Origin of the sequence: Tepidamorphus sp. 3E244 (assembly GCF_046159835.1) — a bacterium.
Lineage (GTDB): Bacteria > Pseudomonadota > Alphaproteobacteria > Rhizobiales > Tepidamorphaceae > JACKJK01.
In genome coordinates this window covers 322,886-341,132 of sequence record NZ_JBJXCY010000002.1, presented here as the reverse complement: position 1 = coordinate 341,132, position 18,247 = coordinate 322,886, and the positions used below count along the sequence as shown (strand labels likewise).

Here is an 18,247-nt window from a genome sequence, read left to right as displayed (position 1 = left end):
ACGGCCCGGATGGGGTATCTGTCTGGCGGTGTGATCGGGGTGATTTGTTTACAGGGCGCCAAGCCGGTCGGCGACATCATGCGCAGAGGCGCAGTGGTCGCCACGCCGGCGATGCTTGAAAGCGCGCCTTGCCTTCGTGACGGAGTCTAAGTCGGGGATGATCTGCTTGCCTGAAGCCACCGGACGCAGGGGCCGCGCCATGCGCGTTGCCGCACTCCTCGTTGCCGCGAGCATTGTCTCGGCCTGTTCGACGTTCCCCTCGATGCCGCGCCTGCCGCGTCTTGGCGCAGGCGAGAAGGTGGAAGAGGTCGTGGAGACCGTGCCCGCCGACCGCCTCTACAACGAAGGCGTCGCGCTCGCCAATGCCGGCCAGTTCCGCCAGGCCGCCGGCAAGTTCGAGGATGTCGACCGCCAGCACCCCTATTCCGATCTTGCCCGCCGCTCGATCCTGATGACGGCCTACGCCAAGTTCGAGGCCCGCGACTATGACGGCGCGGTGACCGCCGCCCAGCGCTACGTGACGCTGCATCCTGGCAGCGAGGACGCGGCCTACGCGCAGTACATCATCGGCGAATCCTACTATCGCCAGCTCCCCACCGTGGAGCGCGACCAGAAGGCGACCGAACGGGCCCTGTCGGCGCTGAACGACGTCGTCCAGAAATATCCCGAGAGCGAGTACGCCCAGCAGGCGCGCGAAAAGGTGCAGGTTGCCGAGGACCAGCTCGCCGGCAAGGAAATGGACGTTGGCCGCTACTACATGAAGCAGGCCCGCTTCCTCGCCGCCGTGAATCGCTTCCGCACCGTGGTCGAGGATTACCAGACCACCCGCCACATCGAGGAAGCGCTGCACCGCCTGACGGAGTGCTACATGGCGCTCGGCGTCGTCAACGAGGCGCAGACGGCGGCCGCCGTTCTCGGCCACAACTACCCCAACAGCCCGTGGTACAAGGACTCCTACACGCTGCTGGAAAAGGGTGGCTACAAGCCCGAGATCAATTCCGGTTCGTGGTTGAGCCGCATTATTCGCCGCGACCAGGCGTGAGGCTTGCGCGGTTCGCCGCGCACGCCTGAATCGTGGGTCTCCGGCATGATGGATTTGCAGCCCGCTTTGCGCCTATTTTGACACCGTCATGCTTGCGCGCCTTTCGATTCGAGACATCGTCCTGATCGACACAATCGACCTCGATTTCGGGGCCGGCTTCACCGTGCTGACCGGTGAAACGGGCGCGGGCAAATCCATCCTTCTCGATGCCTTCGCGCTGGCGCTTGGCGGGCGCGGCGATGCGGGCCTCGTTCGCTCCGGTTGCGAGCAGGGGCAGGTGTCTGCCGTGTTTGATCTGCCGGGCGAGCATCCAGCACTCGCGCGTGCCAAGGAAGCTGGTCTCGACACCGACGGCGCGTTCATCCTGCGCCGGGTGCAGAGCGGCGACGGACGCTCGCGCGCCTTCATCAACGACCAGCCGGTGTCGGTCCAGCTTCTGCGCGACGTGGGTGCGCTGCTGGTGGAAATTCACGGCCAGCACGATGAACGCGCGCTGGTCGATGCGGCGATCCACCGCGATATCGTCGATTCGTTTGGCGGGCTCGCAAAGCAGGCAGCCTCGGTGCGTGCCGCGCACGCCAAGATGATCGACGCGCGCGACGCCTATGAAACAGCCAGGGCCGAACTGGAAGAGGCCCGCCGCGACGCGGATTTCCTGACCCACGCCTGCGAGGAGATCGACGCGCTGGCGCCGCAAGCCGGCGAAGAGGAAGCGCTGGCCGAGCGCCGCCAGCAGATGATGGCGGCGGAGAAAATTGCCGGCGATCTCAACGAGGCGCTGGATGCCGTCAGCGGTTCGACGTCACCGACTGCACACATCGCGTCCGTCCTGCGCAAGTTGGAGCGCCGGTCGGGCAGCGAGGAAGCCATCCTCGCGCCGGTGGTCGAAGGGCTGTCGCAAGCCTTGCAGGCCATCGAAGTCGCCCGCGAGGCGGCGGAAGGCGCGATCCGCGACAGCGCATTCGACGCGCGAGAACTGGAAGAGATCGAGGAACGGCTCTTCGCGCTGCGTGGACTCGCCCGCAAGCACAACGTGCAGGTTGCCGATCTGCCGGGCCTGCGCGAGGGACTGCACGGCAAGGTCGCGGCGCTGGAGGCCGGCGAAGCGCGACTGGTCGAACTCGACAAGGCGCGCAGCACGACCGTCGAGGCCTACACGAAGGCCGCGACCGCGCTGAGCGAAGCCCGCGGCAAGGCGGCTGCGAAGCTCGACCAGGCTGTGAACACGGAACTTCCCGCCCTGAAGCTGGAGCGCGCGCGGTTCTTCACAGAGATCGAGACCGTCTCGCCGGAGCGGGGCGGACCGTCCGGCATCGACCAGCTGACCTTCCACGTGCAGACCAACCCCGGCTCGCAGCCGGGACCGCTGATGAAGATCGCCTCGGGCGGTGAACTGTCCCGTTTCCTGCTGGCGCTGAAGGTTGCGCTGGCCGGGCGCGGTGGCGCGCCGACGCTAGTTTTCGACGAGATCGACACCGCCGTGTCCGGTGCCGTGTCGCAGGCCATCGGCGAACGGCTGAAGAAGCTCGCAGGCGACGTGCAGGTGCTCTCCGTCACCCACGCGCCGCAGGTTGCCGCGCGCGCCGACAGCCATTTCCTGATCGGCAAGCGCGAGGCCGACGGCGGGAAGCGGGTGGTCACCAATGTCTCGCGGCTGGAAGATGCCGCACGCGGCGAAGAGGTCGCGCGGATGCTCGCCGGTGCGACCGTGACCGAGGAGGCGCGTGCCGCCGCGCAACGGCTGATGCACGAGACCGGGCAGGGCGCTTGACGTGACAGCCGAGGACATTGCGACCAAGCCCGTCCGCAAGCTGGACGAGGCCGAGGCAGCCATCGAGCTGGAGCGGCTGGCAACCGAAATCGCCGGGCACGACAAGCGCTACTATGAAAAGGACGCGCCGACCGTCACCGACGCCGAGTATGACCGGCTGCGCAAGCGCAACACCGATATCGAGGCGCGCTTTCCGACCCTCAAGCGCCCCGACAGCCCGTCCGACCGGGTGGGCGCCGCGCCTTCGGAGAAATTCGAGAAGGTTCGGCACGCGGTGCCGATGCTGTCGCTCGACAACGCCTTCGACGAGGAGGACGTCGCCGACTTCCTGGCCCGCGTGCGGCGCTTCGCGAAACTGGAGGATGATGCGGACCTCGCGATCTTCGGCGAACCGAAGATCGACGGGCTGTCCGCCTCGCTGCGCTACGAGAAGGGCGTCTTCGTGCAAGGCGCAACGCGCGGCGACGGCTACGAGGGCGAGGATGTTACCCGCAACCTGAACACCATCGATGACCTGCCGGAAAAGCTGACCGGCAAGGTTCCCGATATCTTCGAGGTGCGCGGCGAGGTCTACATGAGCCGCGCGGACTTCACCGCGCTGAACGAGCGGCAGGCGGAAGACGGCAAGCCGGTCTTTGCCAATCCGCGCAACGCGGCCGCCGGATCATTGCGCCAGCTCGACCCGCGCATCACCGCGCGCCGCCCGCTGAAGTTCTTCGCCTATAGCTGGGGCGAGGTGTCCGAGATGCCGGCCGACACGCAGTCCGGCATGATCGAGAAGCTGGAGAAATTCGGCTTCTCGACCAACCCTTTGTCCCGCTGCCTCAACGGGGTTGAGGAGATCATCGCCTTCCACGCGGAGGTGGAGAAGCAGCGCGCGAGCCTCGGCTACGATATCGACGGCGTCGTCTACAAGGTCGACAGCCTCGCGCTGCAGGAGCAGCTCGGCTTCGTGTCGCGCAGCCCGCGCTGGGCCATCGCCCACAAGTTCCCGGCTGAGCAGGCAACCACCATCCTCGACGGCATCGAGATCCAGGTGGGGCGCACCGGCGCGCTGACGCCGGTTGCCCGCCTGCGGCCCGTCACGGTCGGCGGTGTCGTCGTCTCCAACGCGACGCTGCACAATGCCGACTACATTGCCGGCATCGGCAATGACGGCGAACCGATCCGCGAGGGGCGCGACATTCGCGAAGGCGACACGGTCATCATACAGCGGGCGGGCGACGTCATCCCTCAAGTGGTGGACGTGTTGCTTGACCAGCGACCGAAGGACTCAAAGCCCTACCAGTTTCCCGACAAGTGCCCAGTCTGCGGCAGCCACGCCGTGCGCGAACCGGACGAAAAGACCGGGCGGCTCGGCTCCGTCACTCGCTGTACTGGCGGCCTTGTCTGCGCCGCGCAGGCCGTGGAGCGGCTGAAGCATTTCGCCTCGCGCATGGCCTTCGACATAGAGGGGCTAGGCGACAAGCAGATCGAGGCGTTTCACGCCGACGGACTGATCGCCCAGCCGGCAGACATCTTCCGCCTCAAGGACCACGAAGGCGCGCTGAAGACGCGCGAGGGCTTCGGCGAGAAGTCCGTCGCCAACCTGCTGGCCAGCATCGAGGTGCGCCGCGACATCGCGCTCGACCGATTCATCTACGGTCTCGGCATCCGCCACGTGGGCGAGACGACGGCGCGCCTTATCGCCCGGCACTTCGGAACCTTCGCCGCCTTCCGTGAGGCAGCTCAAGGCATCGGCGGGGACGCGGACGACCTCTCCGCGCTGACGGATATCGATGGCATCGGGCCAATCGTGGCGCGCGCCATCGCCGAGTTCTTCGCCGAAGGCCACAACCGCGATGCGGTCGATGCGCTGCTTGCGGAAGTGACCCCGCAGGAGATGGAACGTCCCGGCGCGGATGGGGCTGAGTTGCCGCTGGCCGGCCAGATCATCGTCTTCACCGGCGCGCTGGAAGTGATGACGCGGCCGGATGCCGAGAAGCTTGCGGAATCGCTCGGTGCGAAGACGGCGGGCTCTGTGTCGAAGAAGACCACGCTGGTGGTCGCCGGTCCGGGTGCCGGGTCGAAGCTCAAGAAGGCGAGCGAACTCGGCATCGAGGTGATCGACGAACAGGCGTGGCTGGAACGCGCAGGGCAGTGATTGCTGCCAGCGAGGCATCACCCGCGAATTGAAGAAGGATGGCCGGACATGAAGACGATCAACATTGGCGAAAAGCTCGAGCAGTTTTCCAGTCACTGGGACCCGCACGTTGTCGCGGACTACAACGACAACGATGTCATGGTCGTCAAGTTCAAGGGCGAATTTCCCTTCCACAAGCACGACGCCACGGACGACTTCTTCCTGGTTCTGGAGGGAGAGATGGAGATGGATATCGAGGGTGAAGAACCACGCACGGTCCGGGCCGGCGAGATGTTCGTGGTGCCCAAGGGCGTGGTGCACCGTCCGCGCGCGAAGGATGAGGTCAAGGTTCTGCTGATCGAACCGAAGGGCGAGCCGAATTCCGGCGATGCTGACCGGGTGCCGGCACCGAAGCCGCGAATCTGACGTGCGAAACCGCTGTCGCGCTATCGTTCCAGCGGCGCGGTTGCGGCTTCCAGCCATTGCCGGTCGGCGTCGTCCAGATCGCCTGCAAACATCTCCCGCGTCGTGGCGTGATACTCATCGATCCAGCCGATTTCGTCCTCGCTCAACAGGGCGGTATCGATCAGCCTGCGGTCGAACGGCGTGAAGGTCAGCGTCTCGAAATCGTAGAGGGTGCGCTCCGCGCCGGGCACTTCGTCCGCCTCGCGCACGAGGATGAGGTTTTCCAGCCGGATGCCGAACGCGCCTTCGCGGTAGTAGCCCGGTTCGTTGGACAGGATCATGCCGGGTTCCAGCGCAACCGAGCCAAGCTTGGAGATGCGCTGCGGGCCTTCGTGCACCGAGAGATAGCTGCCGATGCCGTGGCCGGTGCCGTGGTCGAAATCGAGGCCCTCCTGCCAGAGATGGTAGCGGGCGAGCGTATCGAGCTGCGCGCCGGAGGTGCCTTTCGGAAATTTCACCGTGTCGATGGCGATGTGGCCCTTCAGCACCAGCGTGTAGGTGCGGCGCATGTCGGCATCGGCCATGCCAAAGACGATGGTGCGGGTGATGTCGGTCGTTCCGTCGCGGTATTGCGCGCCGGAATCCACAAGGTAGATGGCGTTCGCCTCAAACTCGAGATTCGAAGCCGAGTTGACCCGGTAATGGGGCAGGGCGGCATGCGGGCCGAAGGCCGAGATCGTGTCGAAGGAGATGTCGCGCAGTTCACCTGTCTCGGTGCGAAGTTCCTCCAGCTTTCGGGCAGCGGAAATCTCGTCGTGGCCGCCGGACAGCGCCTCGCGGTCGAGCCAGGCGAGGAAGCGGATCATGGCAAGCCCATCGCGCTTGTGCGCGGCGCGGGAGCCTTGCTGCTCGGCCTCGTTCTTCACTGCGCGCAGCTTCTCGACCGGGTCGCCTTCCTCCACCAGCGTGCCGCCGGCTTCGGTGATCGCCATGGCGATGGCGCTCGCCGCGCGCGACGGGTTGATGAGGACAGCCTTGCCGTCTTTCCCCAGTGCCGTGAGATGGTTCTCGAAGGCATCGACCGGGAACAGGTCGGCGGAACCAGCGAGCGTCTCGCGCACATCGTCGCCGAGCTTTGCCGCATCGATGAAGATTTCCGCGCGCGCATCGGAATGGACGATGGCGAAGGACAGCGCCACCGGCAGGTGCGGCAGGTCATGGCCGCGAATGTTGAAGGTCCAGGCGACTGCTTCCGGCTCGGTCAGGATGCAGGCATCGGCGCCGGCCTTCACCAGCTTGCCGGCGATTTCCATCAGCTTTTCCGAGCTGGGCTTTCCGGCGAGTTCGGCCGGGTGCAGCTCGACCGGCTCGCTGGGGCCATCGGGCTGGTCGTCCCAGACGGCGTCGAGCGGGTTGGTGTCGACCGCGACGAGCATCGCGCCGGCCCGCTTGCAGAGCTTCTCAAGCTGCCGCTTCTCGCGCAGCGTGTGCAGCCACGGGTCGAAGCCGAGCTTCTGTCCGCTTTGGAGGTTTTCCTCCAGCCAGCCGGACAGGCCCGGATCGGGATAAGACAGGTGGTCGAAGGCGCCCACGTCGACCTGCTCGCGAGCCTGGATGGTGTAGCGTCCGTCGACGAAGATCGCGGCCTTGTCGCCAAGCGTTGCTGCAAAGCCAGCAGAGCCGGTGAAGCCGGTCAGCCACGCGAGGCGATCGTCGCGGGCAGCCACATACTCACCCTGGTGCACGTCGGCGCGGGGAATCAGGAATCCGTCCAGATCGCGCCGCTTCAACTCCGCGCGAAGCGCTTCAAGGCGCGGTTTTCCGTTCGCCGGATCGGTGACGACCTCGAAACTCTGAAACATGGAAACGCGCTCCGTATACGCAGATTTGGGCGGGGCCTGCGAATTGATGCCGCCTTATGCAGGAACAGGCAACAGAGGCGGTTTGATGCACCGAATTTGTGCAGTGCAGTACGTTTCTTTTCGCACATGCAAAAACTTCGCAGAAGCCATGCGTTCTCAAGGGTACTTGGATTGGTATACCAGCATTATCTTCATGTTCACGAACGATTTGATGAATTCGCTGTGTGTGCAAAGCAGCAAATTCCCAGCCAGTGAATGGAGAGAATCATGGCTACAACCACCTTTGACACCGTTGCCACACCGACCGCCGACCGCGCCACCGGCACCACGAAGCGCCCGCTGCTGGCCCGCTTCTTCGACCGTGTTGTCGATGCCCGCACGCAGGAAGCCCGTCGCCAGATCGAGCGCATGGACCCGTTCTATGCCCGACTGATGAATGCGCCGGAGCATGTTCGTGAGGCGTACATCAACAGCGGCCGCTGGCACGAGCAGGGCTAAGCCCGCTTTCAGCCACGCCTGAAACAATCGAACATGAGAAAGCCCGGAGTTTCCTCCGGGCTTTTTCTTTGTGCGCGCAGAAACCGAAGCTTCAGTGCTTTTCCATTTCCAGCGTCAGCCATCCGTCGAGCGCGTAGCGGCGCACGAGCACGAAACCCCGGTTGCGATAGGCGGCGATGACCTGCCGCCCCTGCCATGTCAGCAGGCCGGACAGGATGAGCCGGGTTCCGGGGACCGAGAGGTTGGCGATGCCGGTGGCCATGGCGACCAGCGGATTCGCGAGGATGTTGGCGACGATCAGGTCGTAGGGGCCGCGCGAGACAACGTTGTCCATCTTCACGCCGTCGGCCTGAACCACGTCGACATAGGATGCGGCGGCATTGGCGCGGACGTTTTCCAGCGAGACGGTAACGGCGTCGCGGTCGATATCGGTCGCGAGCACCGGTGCGTGCGCGGCGCGAGCAATCGCAATGGCAAGAATGCCCGTGCCGGTGCCCACATCGAGCGCATTAGCCGGAGTGCCGCGCTTCAAAACCTCGCTAATCGCCAGCAGGCAGCCCTTGGTGGTGCCGTGGTGGCCGGTGCCGAAGGCGAGGCCCGCCTCGATCTCGATCCCGATCTGGTTCGGCTTCACGCGGTCGCGGTCGTGGCGCCCATGGACAATGAAGCGGCCTGCTGCAACCGGCGGCAGGGCCTCGAGGCTGGAAAGGACCCAGTCCTGGTCGGCCAGCGCGATGATCTCCGTGGTGCGCTCGAAGCCCTCCGGCGTGTCGATGAGGTTGAGGATGCGCGCGATGTCGTCTTCGCCGGGTTCCTCGGTGTAATAGGCATCGACGCGCCACGCATTCTCGATTTCCAGCGCGGCGGCTGCGCTCGTGTCCGGGTCGGGCAGGGCCAGCAGCAAGTCGACGATTGAATCAGCGTCGGCGGCGCCGGTCGCGGGCATGCGGAGCAGGTACATCGGTCGTCTTCTTCGGTGAGCGTCAGGTCAGAGCCAGGGCGCAGGCGCGGTTCCCGCACCTGTCAGGCGGCGAAGCGCCATCTTCTGGACCGGCGCGAGCGAGAAGGCAACGCGCAGAAGCGACTTGAACGCGAACCGGACGAACGGATTGCGCGAGGTTATGGTGTCGGTCAGCCCACGCGTCAGGCCGACGACGCCCTCTGCGGCTTCTTTCCGGGTGGCGGAATACTCGTCCAGCCGGTCCTGTTCCAGCAGCCACGCGAACCAGCAGGCATCCTCGATGCCGAGATTCATGCCGCGTCCGCCAACCGGGGAATGGATGTGGGCGGCATCGCCTGCAAGATACACCGGCGGCTTCGCGAAGGTTTCGGCCACGTGGTAGGAAATGTGGAAAGTCGACTGCCAGATGGTGTCGCCGCCGCGCGCATCTTCCGGCAGTCGCGCCTCGATATCCGGGCCGTCGGCAACATAGCGGATGGTCTTCTCGTCGAGGGGGATGGCGCCGAGAATGCCATGCTCGGTTATGCGGGCGATTGCCTCGTGCGGATCAACTCCGCCGGGCGGGCGCACGTCGATGAGCGAGAATTCCTCCTCCATCCTGTCGCCCGCGAATCCGATGCCGGCGGCTTCCCGCACGGCGGAGCGTGACCCGTCTGCTCCCAGCACGAGGCCGAAACTCTCGTTGTGGGTGCGCCCTTCATGGAGCAATTCGACCTGTGCGGTGCCGTTGGCGATGTTGAGGCTGGTCAGCGAGCAGTTCCACTCGACGGCAATGCCGCGCTCGGCCAGCCAGTCGATGAAGAGATGCTCGGTTTGCGATTGCGGCAGCGACAGCAGGAAGCTGTACCTGTGGCCGAGATTGGAGAGTTCCAGCGAGGTGAGCTGCGAATCCTCCGCGTAGATCTTCATGCGGCGGATCTTGTTGCCCGCTTCAAGGAAGCGTTCGGTCAGGCCGGAGGGCTCCATCATCGTCAGCGTCGTTGGCTGGACCGCGAGCGCGCGCGACTGTGTGCGCGGGCCAGCCGAGCGGTCGATGATGCGGAAGCTGAAACCCCGGCGGTGAAGTTCCACGGCCGCTGCCAGCCCGACCGGGCCAGCGCCGACGATCAGGATGTGCGGGGCCTCGCTCACGGGGTGTTCCCTATTGCTTCTCGAGGAAGGAATCGATGACGCGCTTGGAGCCGGCCTTCTCGAAATCGACGGTCATCTTGTTCCCGTCGATGGACATGATCTTGCCGTAGCCGAACTTCTGGTGGAACACGCGCTCGCCCTTCTCGAAGGCCGAGGCGCCGCCGGACGACCGGGCGATGATCTCGCCCTCGATCATCCGCGGCTGGGACGTGCGATAGCCCGATGCCTTGCGGCTCTGGGCGCGCTGCCAGCCCGGCGTGTCATAGGGGCTGGAGAAACTCTCGCGATTGTCGAAGCGGCTCGCGCCATAACCCCAGTTGCCGGAGACCGAACCGGTTTCGGCGACTTCCACGGCAGACGCCGGGAGTTCATCGAGGAAGCGCGAGGGGATGGACGACTGCCACAGCCCGTGAATGCGGCGATTGGAGGCGAAGTAGAGCCGTGCGCGCTCCTTGGCCCGCGTGATGCCGACATAGGCGAGGCGGCGTTCCTCCTCCAGGCCAGACTTGCCGCTTTCATCCAGCGCGCGCTGGTGCGGGAACAGGCCTTCTTCCCAGCCGGGAAGGAAGACGGTGTCGAACTCCAGCCCCTTGGCGGAGTGAAGCGTCATCAGCGAGACCTTCTCCTCCTGCTCGGCACCGGTTTCGGCATCCATCACCAGCGAGACGTGTTCGAGGAAGCCGGCCATGGATTCATACGGCTCCATGGAGCGCACGAGTTCCTTCAGGTTTTCCAGCCGTCCCGGCGCATCCGGCGACTTGTCGTCGAGCCACATCTGCGTGTAGCCGGACTCATCGAGGATGATTGGCGCGAGCTCGGTATGGGCGGTGGAATCCAGTTCGTTGCGCCAGCGTTCGAACATGTCGAGCACGTCGCGCAGCGACTTGCGCGGCTTGGGCTTCAGCTCTTCCGTTTCGATGATGACCGCGGCGGCCTGTATCAGCGGTACCGAGTTGGCGCGCGCATAGGCATGCAGGATCTTCAGCGTCGCATCGCCAAGACCGCGGCGCGGCGTGTTGACGATGCGCTCGAAGGCGAGATCGTCGGCGGGCTGCACCAGCACGCGGAAGTAGGCCATCGCATCGCGAATTTCGGCGCGCTCATAAAAGCGCGGACCGCCGATGACGCGATAGGGGAGGCCGAGCGTCACGAAGCGGTCTTCGAACTCGCGCATCTGGAACGACGCGCGCACGAGAATGGCGATCTCGTTCAGGCTTTCTCCACCGCGCTGGAGACGCTCGATCTCCTCGCCGATGAGACGGGCCTCTTCCTCGCTGTCCCACGCGCAGGCGACCATGACCTTCTCGCCATCGTCGTCGTCGGTGTGCAGGGTCTTGCCGAGGCGGCCCTCGTTGTGGGCGATCAGATGCGACGCGGCGGTCAGGATATGCGCCTTGGAGCGGTAGTTGCGCTCCAGCCGCACGACCTTGGCACCCGGAAAATCCTTCTCGAAGCGCAGGATGTTGTCGACGTCGGCCCCGCGCCAGCCGTAGATCGACTGGTCGTCGTCGCCCACGCAGGCAATGTTGCCGGGGTTGCCGTCCTCGCGCCGGGCGAGCAGCTTAAGCCAGAGATACTGGACGACGTTGGTGTCCTGGTACTCGTCGACCAGCACGTAGCGAAAGCGGCGCTGGTACTCGGCCAGCACGTCCGGGTGCTTGTGCAGGATATCGAGGGTCTCCAGCAGAAGGTCGCCGAAATCGACCGCGTTCAGCACGCGCAGCCGGTCCTGGTACATCTGGTAGAGTTCCGCGCCACGCCCGTTGGCAAAGGCGAAGGCCTCGCCCTGCGGCACCTTGTCCGGCGTCATGCCGCGGTTCTTCCAGCCATCAATATGCGAGGCGAGTTGCCGGGCGGGCCAGCGCTTGTCGTCGATGTTCTCGGCCTGGATGATCTGCTTCAGCAGGCGGATCTGGTCGTCGGTGTCGAGGATCGTGAAGTTGCGCTTGAGGCCGGCGAGTTCGGCATGGGTGCGCAGGATCTTCACGCCGATGGCGTGGAACGTGCCAAGCCAGGCCATGCCCTCCACCGACTGGCCGATCAGCGAGCCGATGCGATGCTTCATCTCGCGCGCGGCCTTGTTGGTGAAAGTCACCGCGAGGATCTGGCCGGGACGTGCGCGCCCGGTCGCCAGAATGTGGGCGATACGCGTCGTCAGCACCCGCGTCTTGCCGGTGCCTGCACCGGCCAGAACGAGGACCGGACCGTCCGTCGTTTCCACCGCCTCGCGCTGCTCCGGGTTCAGCCCGTCGAGATAGGGCGGGGCAGCTGCGGCGCGTGCGCGCGCGGCGATGCCGCCCTGTGGGGGGGCGGGTGGTTCAAGCGGTGCGTTGCGCGCTGACATACGGTGGCGGAGGTCCAATCGTCCTGATTCGTGTTCGCGTTTCGTGCTGCAATATGGACATATGCGAGGCGGATCGCCAGTTTCCAGCGGCGCGACCTGTTGTGCGTCGTCGATCCACCAATTCCGAGCACCCAACATGACGAGAAAAGAGGGCGGCAGTGTGTGTGCTGCCGCCCCGTCTTGTTTCACCGTTTCAGTCATCCGATGGCCGGATCACCGGGTCAGAGCGAAGCGATGACCTTGCAGACCTTGAGCGTATTTGCCGAATATCCGGCGGGTGCTGCAAGCACGTCGCGGCAGGTCTTGCGCAGTTCGGCAACTTCCCCGGAGCCAAGTGCACCGAAGGCGGCGCTGAGTTCGCCGCGGCTCATGCCGGCAAGCGAACCGATCTGGCCGGTATCGCCCGTGGAGAGGCCGGCACTGGCACTCGCTGTCGTGTCGCCGCCGACCGAAACGGACGCGTCACCCTGCGTGCCGAGCGTTCCGACGCTGACATCCGCATCCGTGCTGGTGCGGCCGACGCTGATGGAGGCCGTACCCTGCGTGCCGCCCGTGCTGACGCTAGCATCCGCGTCCGCACTGCCGCTGCCGATACTGGCGGAAGCGGACCCATCGACGCCGCCGACACTGGCACCGATGCCTGCATCCGCACCGTCGCCACCGATGCCGGCACCTGCACCGGCGCCAATGCCGCCTCCACCGATGCCTGCACCGGCACCTGCGCCACCACCGCCGATGCCGCCACCAATGCCACCGCCGATACCGCCGGCGTCCTGTGCAAGAGCACTGAAACTGACGCTCGCCATAAGAGCCAACCCAACGGCGGGAGCAACCAGGCGAGTCTTGTTCAGAGCTGTGCGAATTGTCTTGTTCTGAAGTCTCATCGTCTTTCCTTTCGCGTTGGTTTGATTGGTTTTGCGAAAGGACAAATGCTTCAGGCGCGTATCGTTCCGAATACTGGAGAGTCTTGCTTAAATGAAGGTATCGGCGACAACTACAAATAAAATAAACAAAGTGGAATTGCTGTGCAGGCGAGGTGCTCCGGCGACGTTATGTGTTGATGCTTATAGTTTTGTCTACTGCGCTGCACAATTGTTTCTCTTCTCCTCGCACCTGTTGTGATCCTCGGCTCAGCGACGTGCTGTGCCGCCCGCCCCGGCATCGCGTTGACGGTTGGACGCGTCGCGTGCAGACAGGTCGCGAAAAGGCGCGCGCCCGCACCGGATACGAGGACGTCTGGATGAGATTGATAGAAATGGGTCGTGAGCCTCTGGTGAAGGTCGTCTATCCCGATCAGACCACGTTCATCTCGACGGATCCCGATCCGCTCGATGAAGAGGATGACGGCACCTTCAGCTTCACGACCGCGCGGTTGCCGAAGATCATATCGCTGGTTCGCGACCCAAATATCGACGGCATATTCCTGTCACGCGGAACGGAGCGCGCCAGCGAGGGGTTCGGCGCGCTGGCCCGGCTCGTTGCCAACCGTCGCGTGGTCAAGCGGGGCGTGCCGCTGGCCCGCGTTTTCGGTGACAGGGTGCTGCGGTGGTCAGCCGATGTTCCGTTTGTCCTGCACGATCCGTCGGACTCAACCTTCATCACGCGGCCGCTGCTGCCGATGTGGGAGCGGGCCGACATCGTCTACAAGCGTGAGATACCGCTCGATCGCTGGCAGATATTCATGCGGTCCATCCACAACGACATGCCCACGGCGCGGTTTCGCAAGAAGGAACGCTACCGGCGCTTGATCGACAAGATGCACCCGATCTCGCTCGGGCTTCGTCCGTGGAACGAGAAGCTTCTGCCCGAACCGATGGAAAAGACCACGGACGTATTCTTCGCGGGCATGGGCGCCAACAATTCCTCCATCCGCGACACCGGACAGAAGGAACTGGAAGCGCTGAGAGAGCAGGGCCTCGACATCGTATCGCCGAGCGGGCGGCTGCCGCTGGAGGACTTCTACAAGCAGTGCGCGCAGGCGCGGCTGGTGTGGTCACCGCACGGGTTCGGTCACGACTGCTTCCGCCATTACGAGGTGGCAGGCGTGGGGTCGGTGCCGCTCATCAACCGGGCCCCGGTGGAGCAATACGCGCCGTTCCGCCACGGCGAGACGGGTGTCATCTACGATCCGGAACGCGGTGGGTTGACGGCGGCGATCCGGGAAGCGCTCATCCAGCGCGACAAGCTTACCGACATGGGGCTGGCCGCGCGCGCGCATTTCCGCGCCCATCATTCGGCGAAGGCGCGCGTTGATCACATGCTGGGCGGAGTCGGCATCACGGTCGGCTGAGGCGCGCGCCTAGCGGTGTTCTTCCTTGTCCGCCTCTATCAGTTCTTCGGTAAAGCGACGCAGCACATCGACCTGGTAGATGAAGCCGACGACACGGGTCATCTCGCTTTCATCGACGACCGTGACGCGCGTCTTGCCGGCCTCGTCGAACCGGCGCAACGCTGATTCCAGCGTGTCTTCCGGCGTCAGCCAGGCTTCCAGCTCTTCCACGTCGACCGGGTCCTGCTCCTCGCCTTCGCCAAGATGGCGCATGACGTCGCGAACGCGGAACTGCCGCCCGATGCGCTTGTGCGCGCCCTGGCCGAGGAACAGGCCACGGCTTTCCAGCTGCCAGTGGAAGTAGCTGCGGCCATGCACGGCCTGCGTCAGCCCGATGGAGATTGAGACAGTCAACAGCAGCGCCAGCGTCATGGCGTAGCCGCCGGTCAGCTCGAACACGATGACAATGGTGGAAACCGGCGCACCGAGGACAGAGGCCGCCACCGCACCCATCCCGAGAATGGAGTAGAGCCCCGCGCTCGAAGCCATGTCGGGGAAGACGGACGCGGCCATCAGCCCGAACGCGCCGCCTGTCATCGCGCCGAGATATAGCGAGGGCGAGAAGATGCCGCCGCCGAATCGACTGGCGAGCGTGATGGCGGTTGCCGCCGTCTTGGCGACGAGCAGCGTCAGCATCAGTTCCAGCGGCAGCATCTGGCGCATGGCAAGGTCGGTCGTCTCGTAGCCGACGCCGAGAATCTCGGGAAAGATCAGCCCGATTGCGCCGACCAACAACCCGCCGATCATCGGGCGAAACATGAGCCGTATCTTCACGTTGCGGGCTAGGTAGTCGGTCCCGATCAGCGCGAACTGGAAAACGATGGCGACGACCGCGCAGGTGAGGCCGAGCAGCACGAAGGCCGGGACCTCCCAGTAGGAGGTGATCTGGTATTCCGGGACGAAGAAGGCCGGATAGTCGCCAAACCATACCCGCGTCACGACGGTCGCCAGCACCGAGGAAATGACGATGGGCACCAGTGCCGACATGGCGTAGTGGCCGAGGATCACCTCGTGGGCGAACAGGACGCCGGCGATGGGCGCATTGAACGATGCCGAGACGGCGGCGGAGACACCGGCTGCCAGCAACATGCGGCTGGAGCCTTCGGGGAGCTGGAAGCCGCGCGTCAGCGTCGTGGCGATGACGCCGCCCAGATGCACGACCGGGCCTTCACGGCCAGCACTTGCGCCTGAGCCGATGGATATCGCCGATATGAGTGCGGTCGTCACGCCGGAGCGCAGGCCCAGCCGACGGGTGGCAAAGGCGCGCGCCTCGATCACGTCGGCGACGCCCTCGGCGCGCTTGCCGGGCATGAGCTTCTCGATCAGCACGCCGACGATCAACCCGCCCACCGCCGGCGCGAGCAGGACATAGTACCACGGCACGTTGCGCGCGGCAGAGGCGACGAACTCCGTCATGTCGCCGAGCCATGGCCATTGCAGGACGCCGATCAGCAGGCGGAAGCCGATGGCAGCAACCGAGACGCCGATGCCGACGATGATGGCCAGCGTCCAGACAGCGGGCATCTTCGAGCGCAGGAATTCGCGCACGTTCGGCGATGCCCACACGACGACCCGCCGCCAGGCTTCCGCCAGCAGGTCGAGCAATGGTCTGAACGGGTTGGCCATGATGGCTGCGCGGCGTCCTTAGCGGGGCTTGCGGCGGATGCCGATGACGTGGCCGACCTGCGGCTTGTTGGGCAGTTCGCCGTGCGCGCGGCGCATGGCGGTGAGGCGATCCGTGATCTCCGGCGGGTATGCCGCGACCTTCTTGGCCGACATGTCCACATGCAGCGACATCTGTTCTGACGTCGCAACCAGTGTGCCGTCGGCGAGGTACATTTCCTGGAAGGTGTGCATCCGCTTCTCGTCGAAATCCAGCAACTGGAGCGTGACGGTCACCTCGTCGCCGGACCCGATTTCCTGGATGTAGGTGACGTGCGCCTCGGCGGTGAAGGTCGAGTGGTTGGAGGCCGACAGGTATTCCGGCCCGAGGCCGACAGCGAGCAGCACCTCGTCGAAGGCGCGGTCGAACAGCACGTTGTAGAAGGCCATGTTGAGGTGGCCGTTATAGTCGATCCATTGTGGCTCGACCGCCTGCACGCAGCAGCGGAACGGGGCGGGGTATTTGGCGGGGTCCGTCATGGAATCGACCGTGGTCTGGGACATGTATGATTTCTTCCTCCGGGCGAAACGCGCGCGCAGTGCGCAAAGGTCTGTAAAATCGCCCGATTCCTTGGTTTGACTGCTTGGACCCACCAGCGCCGATCTGATAGCGTTACGGGTAATTCGGCGATCATCCGGCGTATTCGAGGTGAGTTCAAGAATGGCAACGCCCAACGGCCAGACCGGCAGTGACACATCGGCACGTGAAGCCGGCCTGAAGCAGCTGCAGGAGCGGTTTCACAACCGCGTCTCGCAGGCCGATGCCGTGCGCGAGCAGCACGCCCACACCACCACGTGGCATCCCAACCAGCCGCCGGACGCTGTCGTCTTCGCGCAGGGCGAGGACGAGGTCGTCGACGTGGTGAAGATCTGCGCCGCCCACGGATTGCCGATCATTCCATTTGGCGCGGGCACCTCGCTGGAAGGCCAGGTCAACGCACCGATGGGTGGCGTCTCCGTCGACACCTCGGCGATGAATGCGGTTGTCTCGGTTTCGCCCGAAGACCTCGATTGCACTGTCCAGCCCGGCGTGACGCGCAAGGCGCTGAACACCCACCTGCGCGACACCGGCCTGTTCTTTCCCATCGATCCGGGCGCGGATGCCAGCATCGGCGGCATGGCTGCGACGCGCGCGTCCGGCACCAACGCGGTGCGCTACGGCACGATGAAGGACAACGTGCTGAGTCTGCGCGCGGTGATGGCGGATGGACGCGTGATGACGACCGCGCGGCGCGCGCGCAAGACGTCTGCCGGTTACGACCTGACCCGGCTGATGATCGGTTCGGAAGGCACGCTCGGCATCATCACCGAACTGACGCTCAAGCTGCACGGTATCCCGGAGACGATTGCCGGCGGCGTGTGCTGCTTTTCGTCCATCGAGGATGCCTGCAACGCGACCATCGCGACGATCCAGTGCGGCATTCCGATTGCCCGCATCGAGTTACTGGATACCGCGCAGGTCATCGCCTGCAACGCCTATTCCAAGCTGAACCTCGAGGAAGCGCCGACATTGTTCGTCGAGTTCCACGGATCGCAGGCGCACGTTGAGGACCAGGTTCGCCAGTTCGGCGAGATCGCGGACTCCTTCGGAGCGGGCGAGTTCAAGTGGGAGAGCGAGCCGGAAAAGCGCAACGCGCTCTGGCAGGCCCGCCACGATGCGTACTGGGCTGCGCTCCAGATGCGCCCCGGCGCGAAGGGAATCGCGACGGACGTCTGCGTGCCTGTCTCGCGGCTGGCCGAATGTCTTGCCGAAACCATCGCCGACATCGAGGAGAGCGGCTTCATCGCCCCCATCGTCGGCCACGTGGGAGACGGCAATTTCCACGTCCTGCCGCTGGTCGACATGGACAGCGCGAATGAAGTCGCGCGCGCCGAACGGTTCCTGCAGCGGCTTGCCGAGCGCGCGCTGGACATGGACGGCACCTGCACCGGGGAACATGGCGTTGGGCAGGGCAAGACGAAATACCTGGTTCGGGAGCTTGGCGATCCGGCGGTCGAGGCCATGGCCGCCATCAAGCTGGCGCTCGATCCATCCAACATGTTCAACCCGGGCAAGCTGTTTCCCTTCGGCAAGATCCCGGGAACCGTGCCGGACGGACGCACAACCAAGTAGCCCCGAA

The 18,247-nt window shown here is 64.9% G+C and carries 14 protein-coding genes; 7 read left to right on the top strand and 7 right to left on the bottom strand.

Going from position 1 to position 18,247, the window contains the following annotated elements:
• Positions 1-157 precede the first annotated feature (157 nt).
• The 4 genes from ACKTEK_RS10455 to ACKTEK_RS10440 all read left to right on the top strand — a co-directional run bounded on the left by ACKTEK_RS10455 (position 158) and on the right by ACKTEK_RS10440 (position 5,361).
• The gene (locus ACKTEK_RS10455) at positions 158-1,042 is read left to right on the top strand and encodes an outer membrane protein assembly factor BamD (RefSeq protein WP_409165232.1); all 885 of its coding nucleotides are present in this window, start codon (positions 158-160) and stop codon (positions 1,040-1,042) included.
• Positions 1,043-1,130: 88 nt separating this feature from the next.
• A complete protein-coding gene (recN, locus tag ACKTEK_RS10450) occupies positions 1,131-2,813 on the top strand; it encodes a DNA repair protein RecN (RefSeq protein ID WP_409165231.1) in 1,683 nt (560 codons plus the stop codon).
• A gap of 1 nt (position 2,814) precedes the next feature.
• Positions 2,815-4,956, top strand: a complete 2,142-nt coding sequence (gene ligA / locus ACKTEK_RS10445; RefSeq protein ID WP_409165230.1) for an NAD-dependent DNA ligase LigA — start codon at positions 2,815-2,817, stop codon at positions 4,954-4,956.
• Positions 4,957-5,004: 48 nt separating this feature from the next.
• Positions 5,005-5,361 (top strand): cupin domain-containing protein, encoded by a 357-nt coding sequence (locus tag ACKTEK_RS10440; RefSeq protein ID WP_409165229.1) that lies wholly within the window; start codon positions 5,005-5,007, stop codon positions 5,359-5,361.
• Between the two features lie 20 nt (positions 5,362-5,381).
• Here the strand turns inward: ACKTEK_RS10440 and ACKTEK_RS10435 are convergent, their stop codons facing one another.
• Positions 5,382-7,202 (bottom strand): aminopeptidase P family protein, encoded by a 1,821-nt coding sequence (locus tag ACKTEK_RS10435; protein WP_409165228.1) that lies wholly within the window; start codon positions 7,200-7,202, stop codon positions 5,382-5,384.
• A 267-nt stretch (positions 7,203-7,469) separates the two neighbouring features.
• Here ACKTEK_RS10435 and ACKTEK_RS10430 point away from each other — a divergent pair, with 267 nt between their 5' ends.
• The gene (locus ACKTEK_RS10430) at positions 7,470-7,700 is read left to right on the top strand and encodes a hypothetical protein (RefSeq protein WP_409165227.1); all 231 of its coding nucleotides are present in this window, start codon (positions 7,470-7,472) and stop codon (positions 7,698-7,700) included.
• Positions 7,701-7,791: 91 nt separating this feature from the next.
• On the opposite strand, the gene ACKTEK_RS10425 is transcribed toward ACKTEK_RS10430, so the two are convergent.
• From ACKTEK_RS10425 to ACKTEK_RS10410, 4 genes are all read right to left on the bottom strand, one after another.
• The gene (locus tag ACKTEK_RS10425; RefSeq protein WP_409165226.1) at positions 7,792-8,661 is read right to left on the bottom strand and encodes a 50S ribosomal protein L11 methyltransferase; all 870 of its coding nucleotides are present in this window, start codon (positions 8,659-8,661) and stop codon (positions 7,792-7,794) included.
• Between the two features lie 27 nt (positions 8,662-8,688).
• Complete coding sequence (locus ACKTEK_RS10420; protein WP_409165225.1) at positions 8,689-9,792, bottom strand: FAD-dependent oxidoreductase; 1,104 nt, start codon at positions 9,790-9,792, stop codon at positions 8,689-8,691.
• Positions 9,793-9,802: 10 nt separating this feature from the next.
• Positions 9,803-12,136 (bottom strand): UvrD-helicase domain-containing protein, encoded by a 2,334-nt coding sequence (locus ACKTEK_RS10415; protein ID WP_409165224.1) that lies wholly within the window; start codon positions 12,134-12,136, stop codon positions 9,803-9,805.
• Positions 12,137-12,357: 221 nt separating this feature from the next.
• Complete coding sequence (locus tag ACKTEK_RS10410) at positions 12,358-12,942, bottom strand: hypothetical protein (RefSeq protein ID WP_409165223.1); 585 nt, start codon at positions 12,940-12,942, stop codon at positions 12,358-12,360.
• A gap of 380 nt (positions 12,943-13,322) precedes the next feature.
• Between ACKTEK_RS10410 and ACKTEK_RS10405 the strand changes: the two genes are divergently transcribed.
• A complete protein-coding gene (locus tag ACKTEK_RS10405) occupies positions 13,323-14,426 on the top strand; it encodes a glycosyltransferase (RefSeq protein ID WP_409165222.1) in 1,104 nt (367 codons plus the stop codon).
• Positions 14,427-14,435: 9 nt separating this feature from the next.
• On the opposite strand, the gene ACKTEK_RS10400 is transcribed toward ACKTEK_RS10405, so the two are convergent.
• Together ACKTEK_RS10400 and ACKTEK_RS10395 are read right to left on the bottom strand one after the other, a co-directional pair.
• A complete protein-coding gene (locus ACKTEK_RS10400) occupies positions 14,436-16,091 on the bottom strand; it encodes a chloride channel protein (RefSeq protein WP_409165221.1) in 1,656 nt (551 codons plus the stop codon).
• 18 nt (positions 16,092-16,109) lie between these two features.
• On the bottom strand, positions 16,110-16,631 hold the full coding sequence (locus tag ACKTEK_RS10395; RefSeq protein ID WP_409165220.1) for a thioesterase family protein: 522 nt from the start codon (positions 16,629-16,631) through the stop codon (positions 16,110-16,112).
• 157 nt (positions 16,632-16,788) lie between these two features.
• Between ACKTEK_RS10395 and ACKTEK_RS10390 the strand changes: the two genes are divergently transcribed.
• Positions 16,789-18,240, top strand: a complete 1,452-nt coding sequence (locus tag ACKTEK_RS10390) for an FAD-binding oxidoreductase (protein WP_409165219.1) — start codon at positions 16,789-16,791, stop codon at positions 18,238-18,240.
• Positions 18,241-18,247 lie beyond the last annotated feature (7 nt).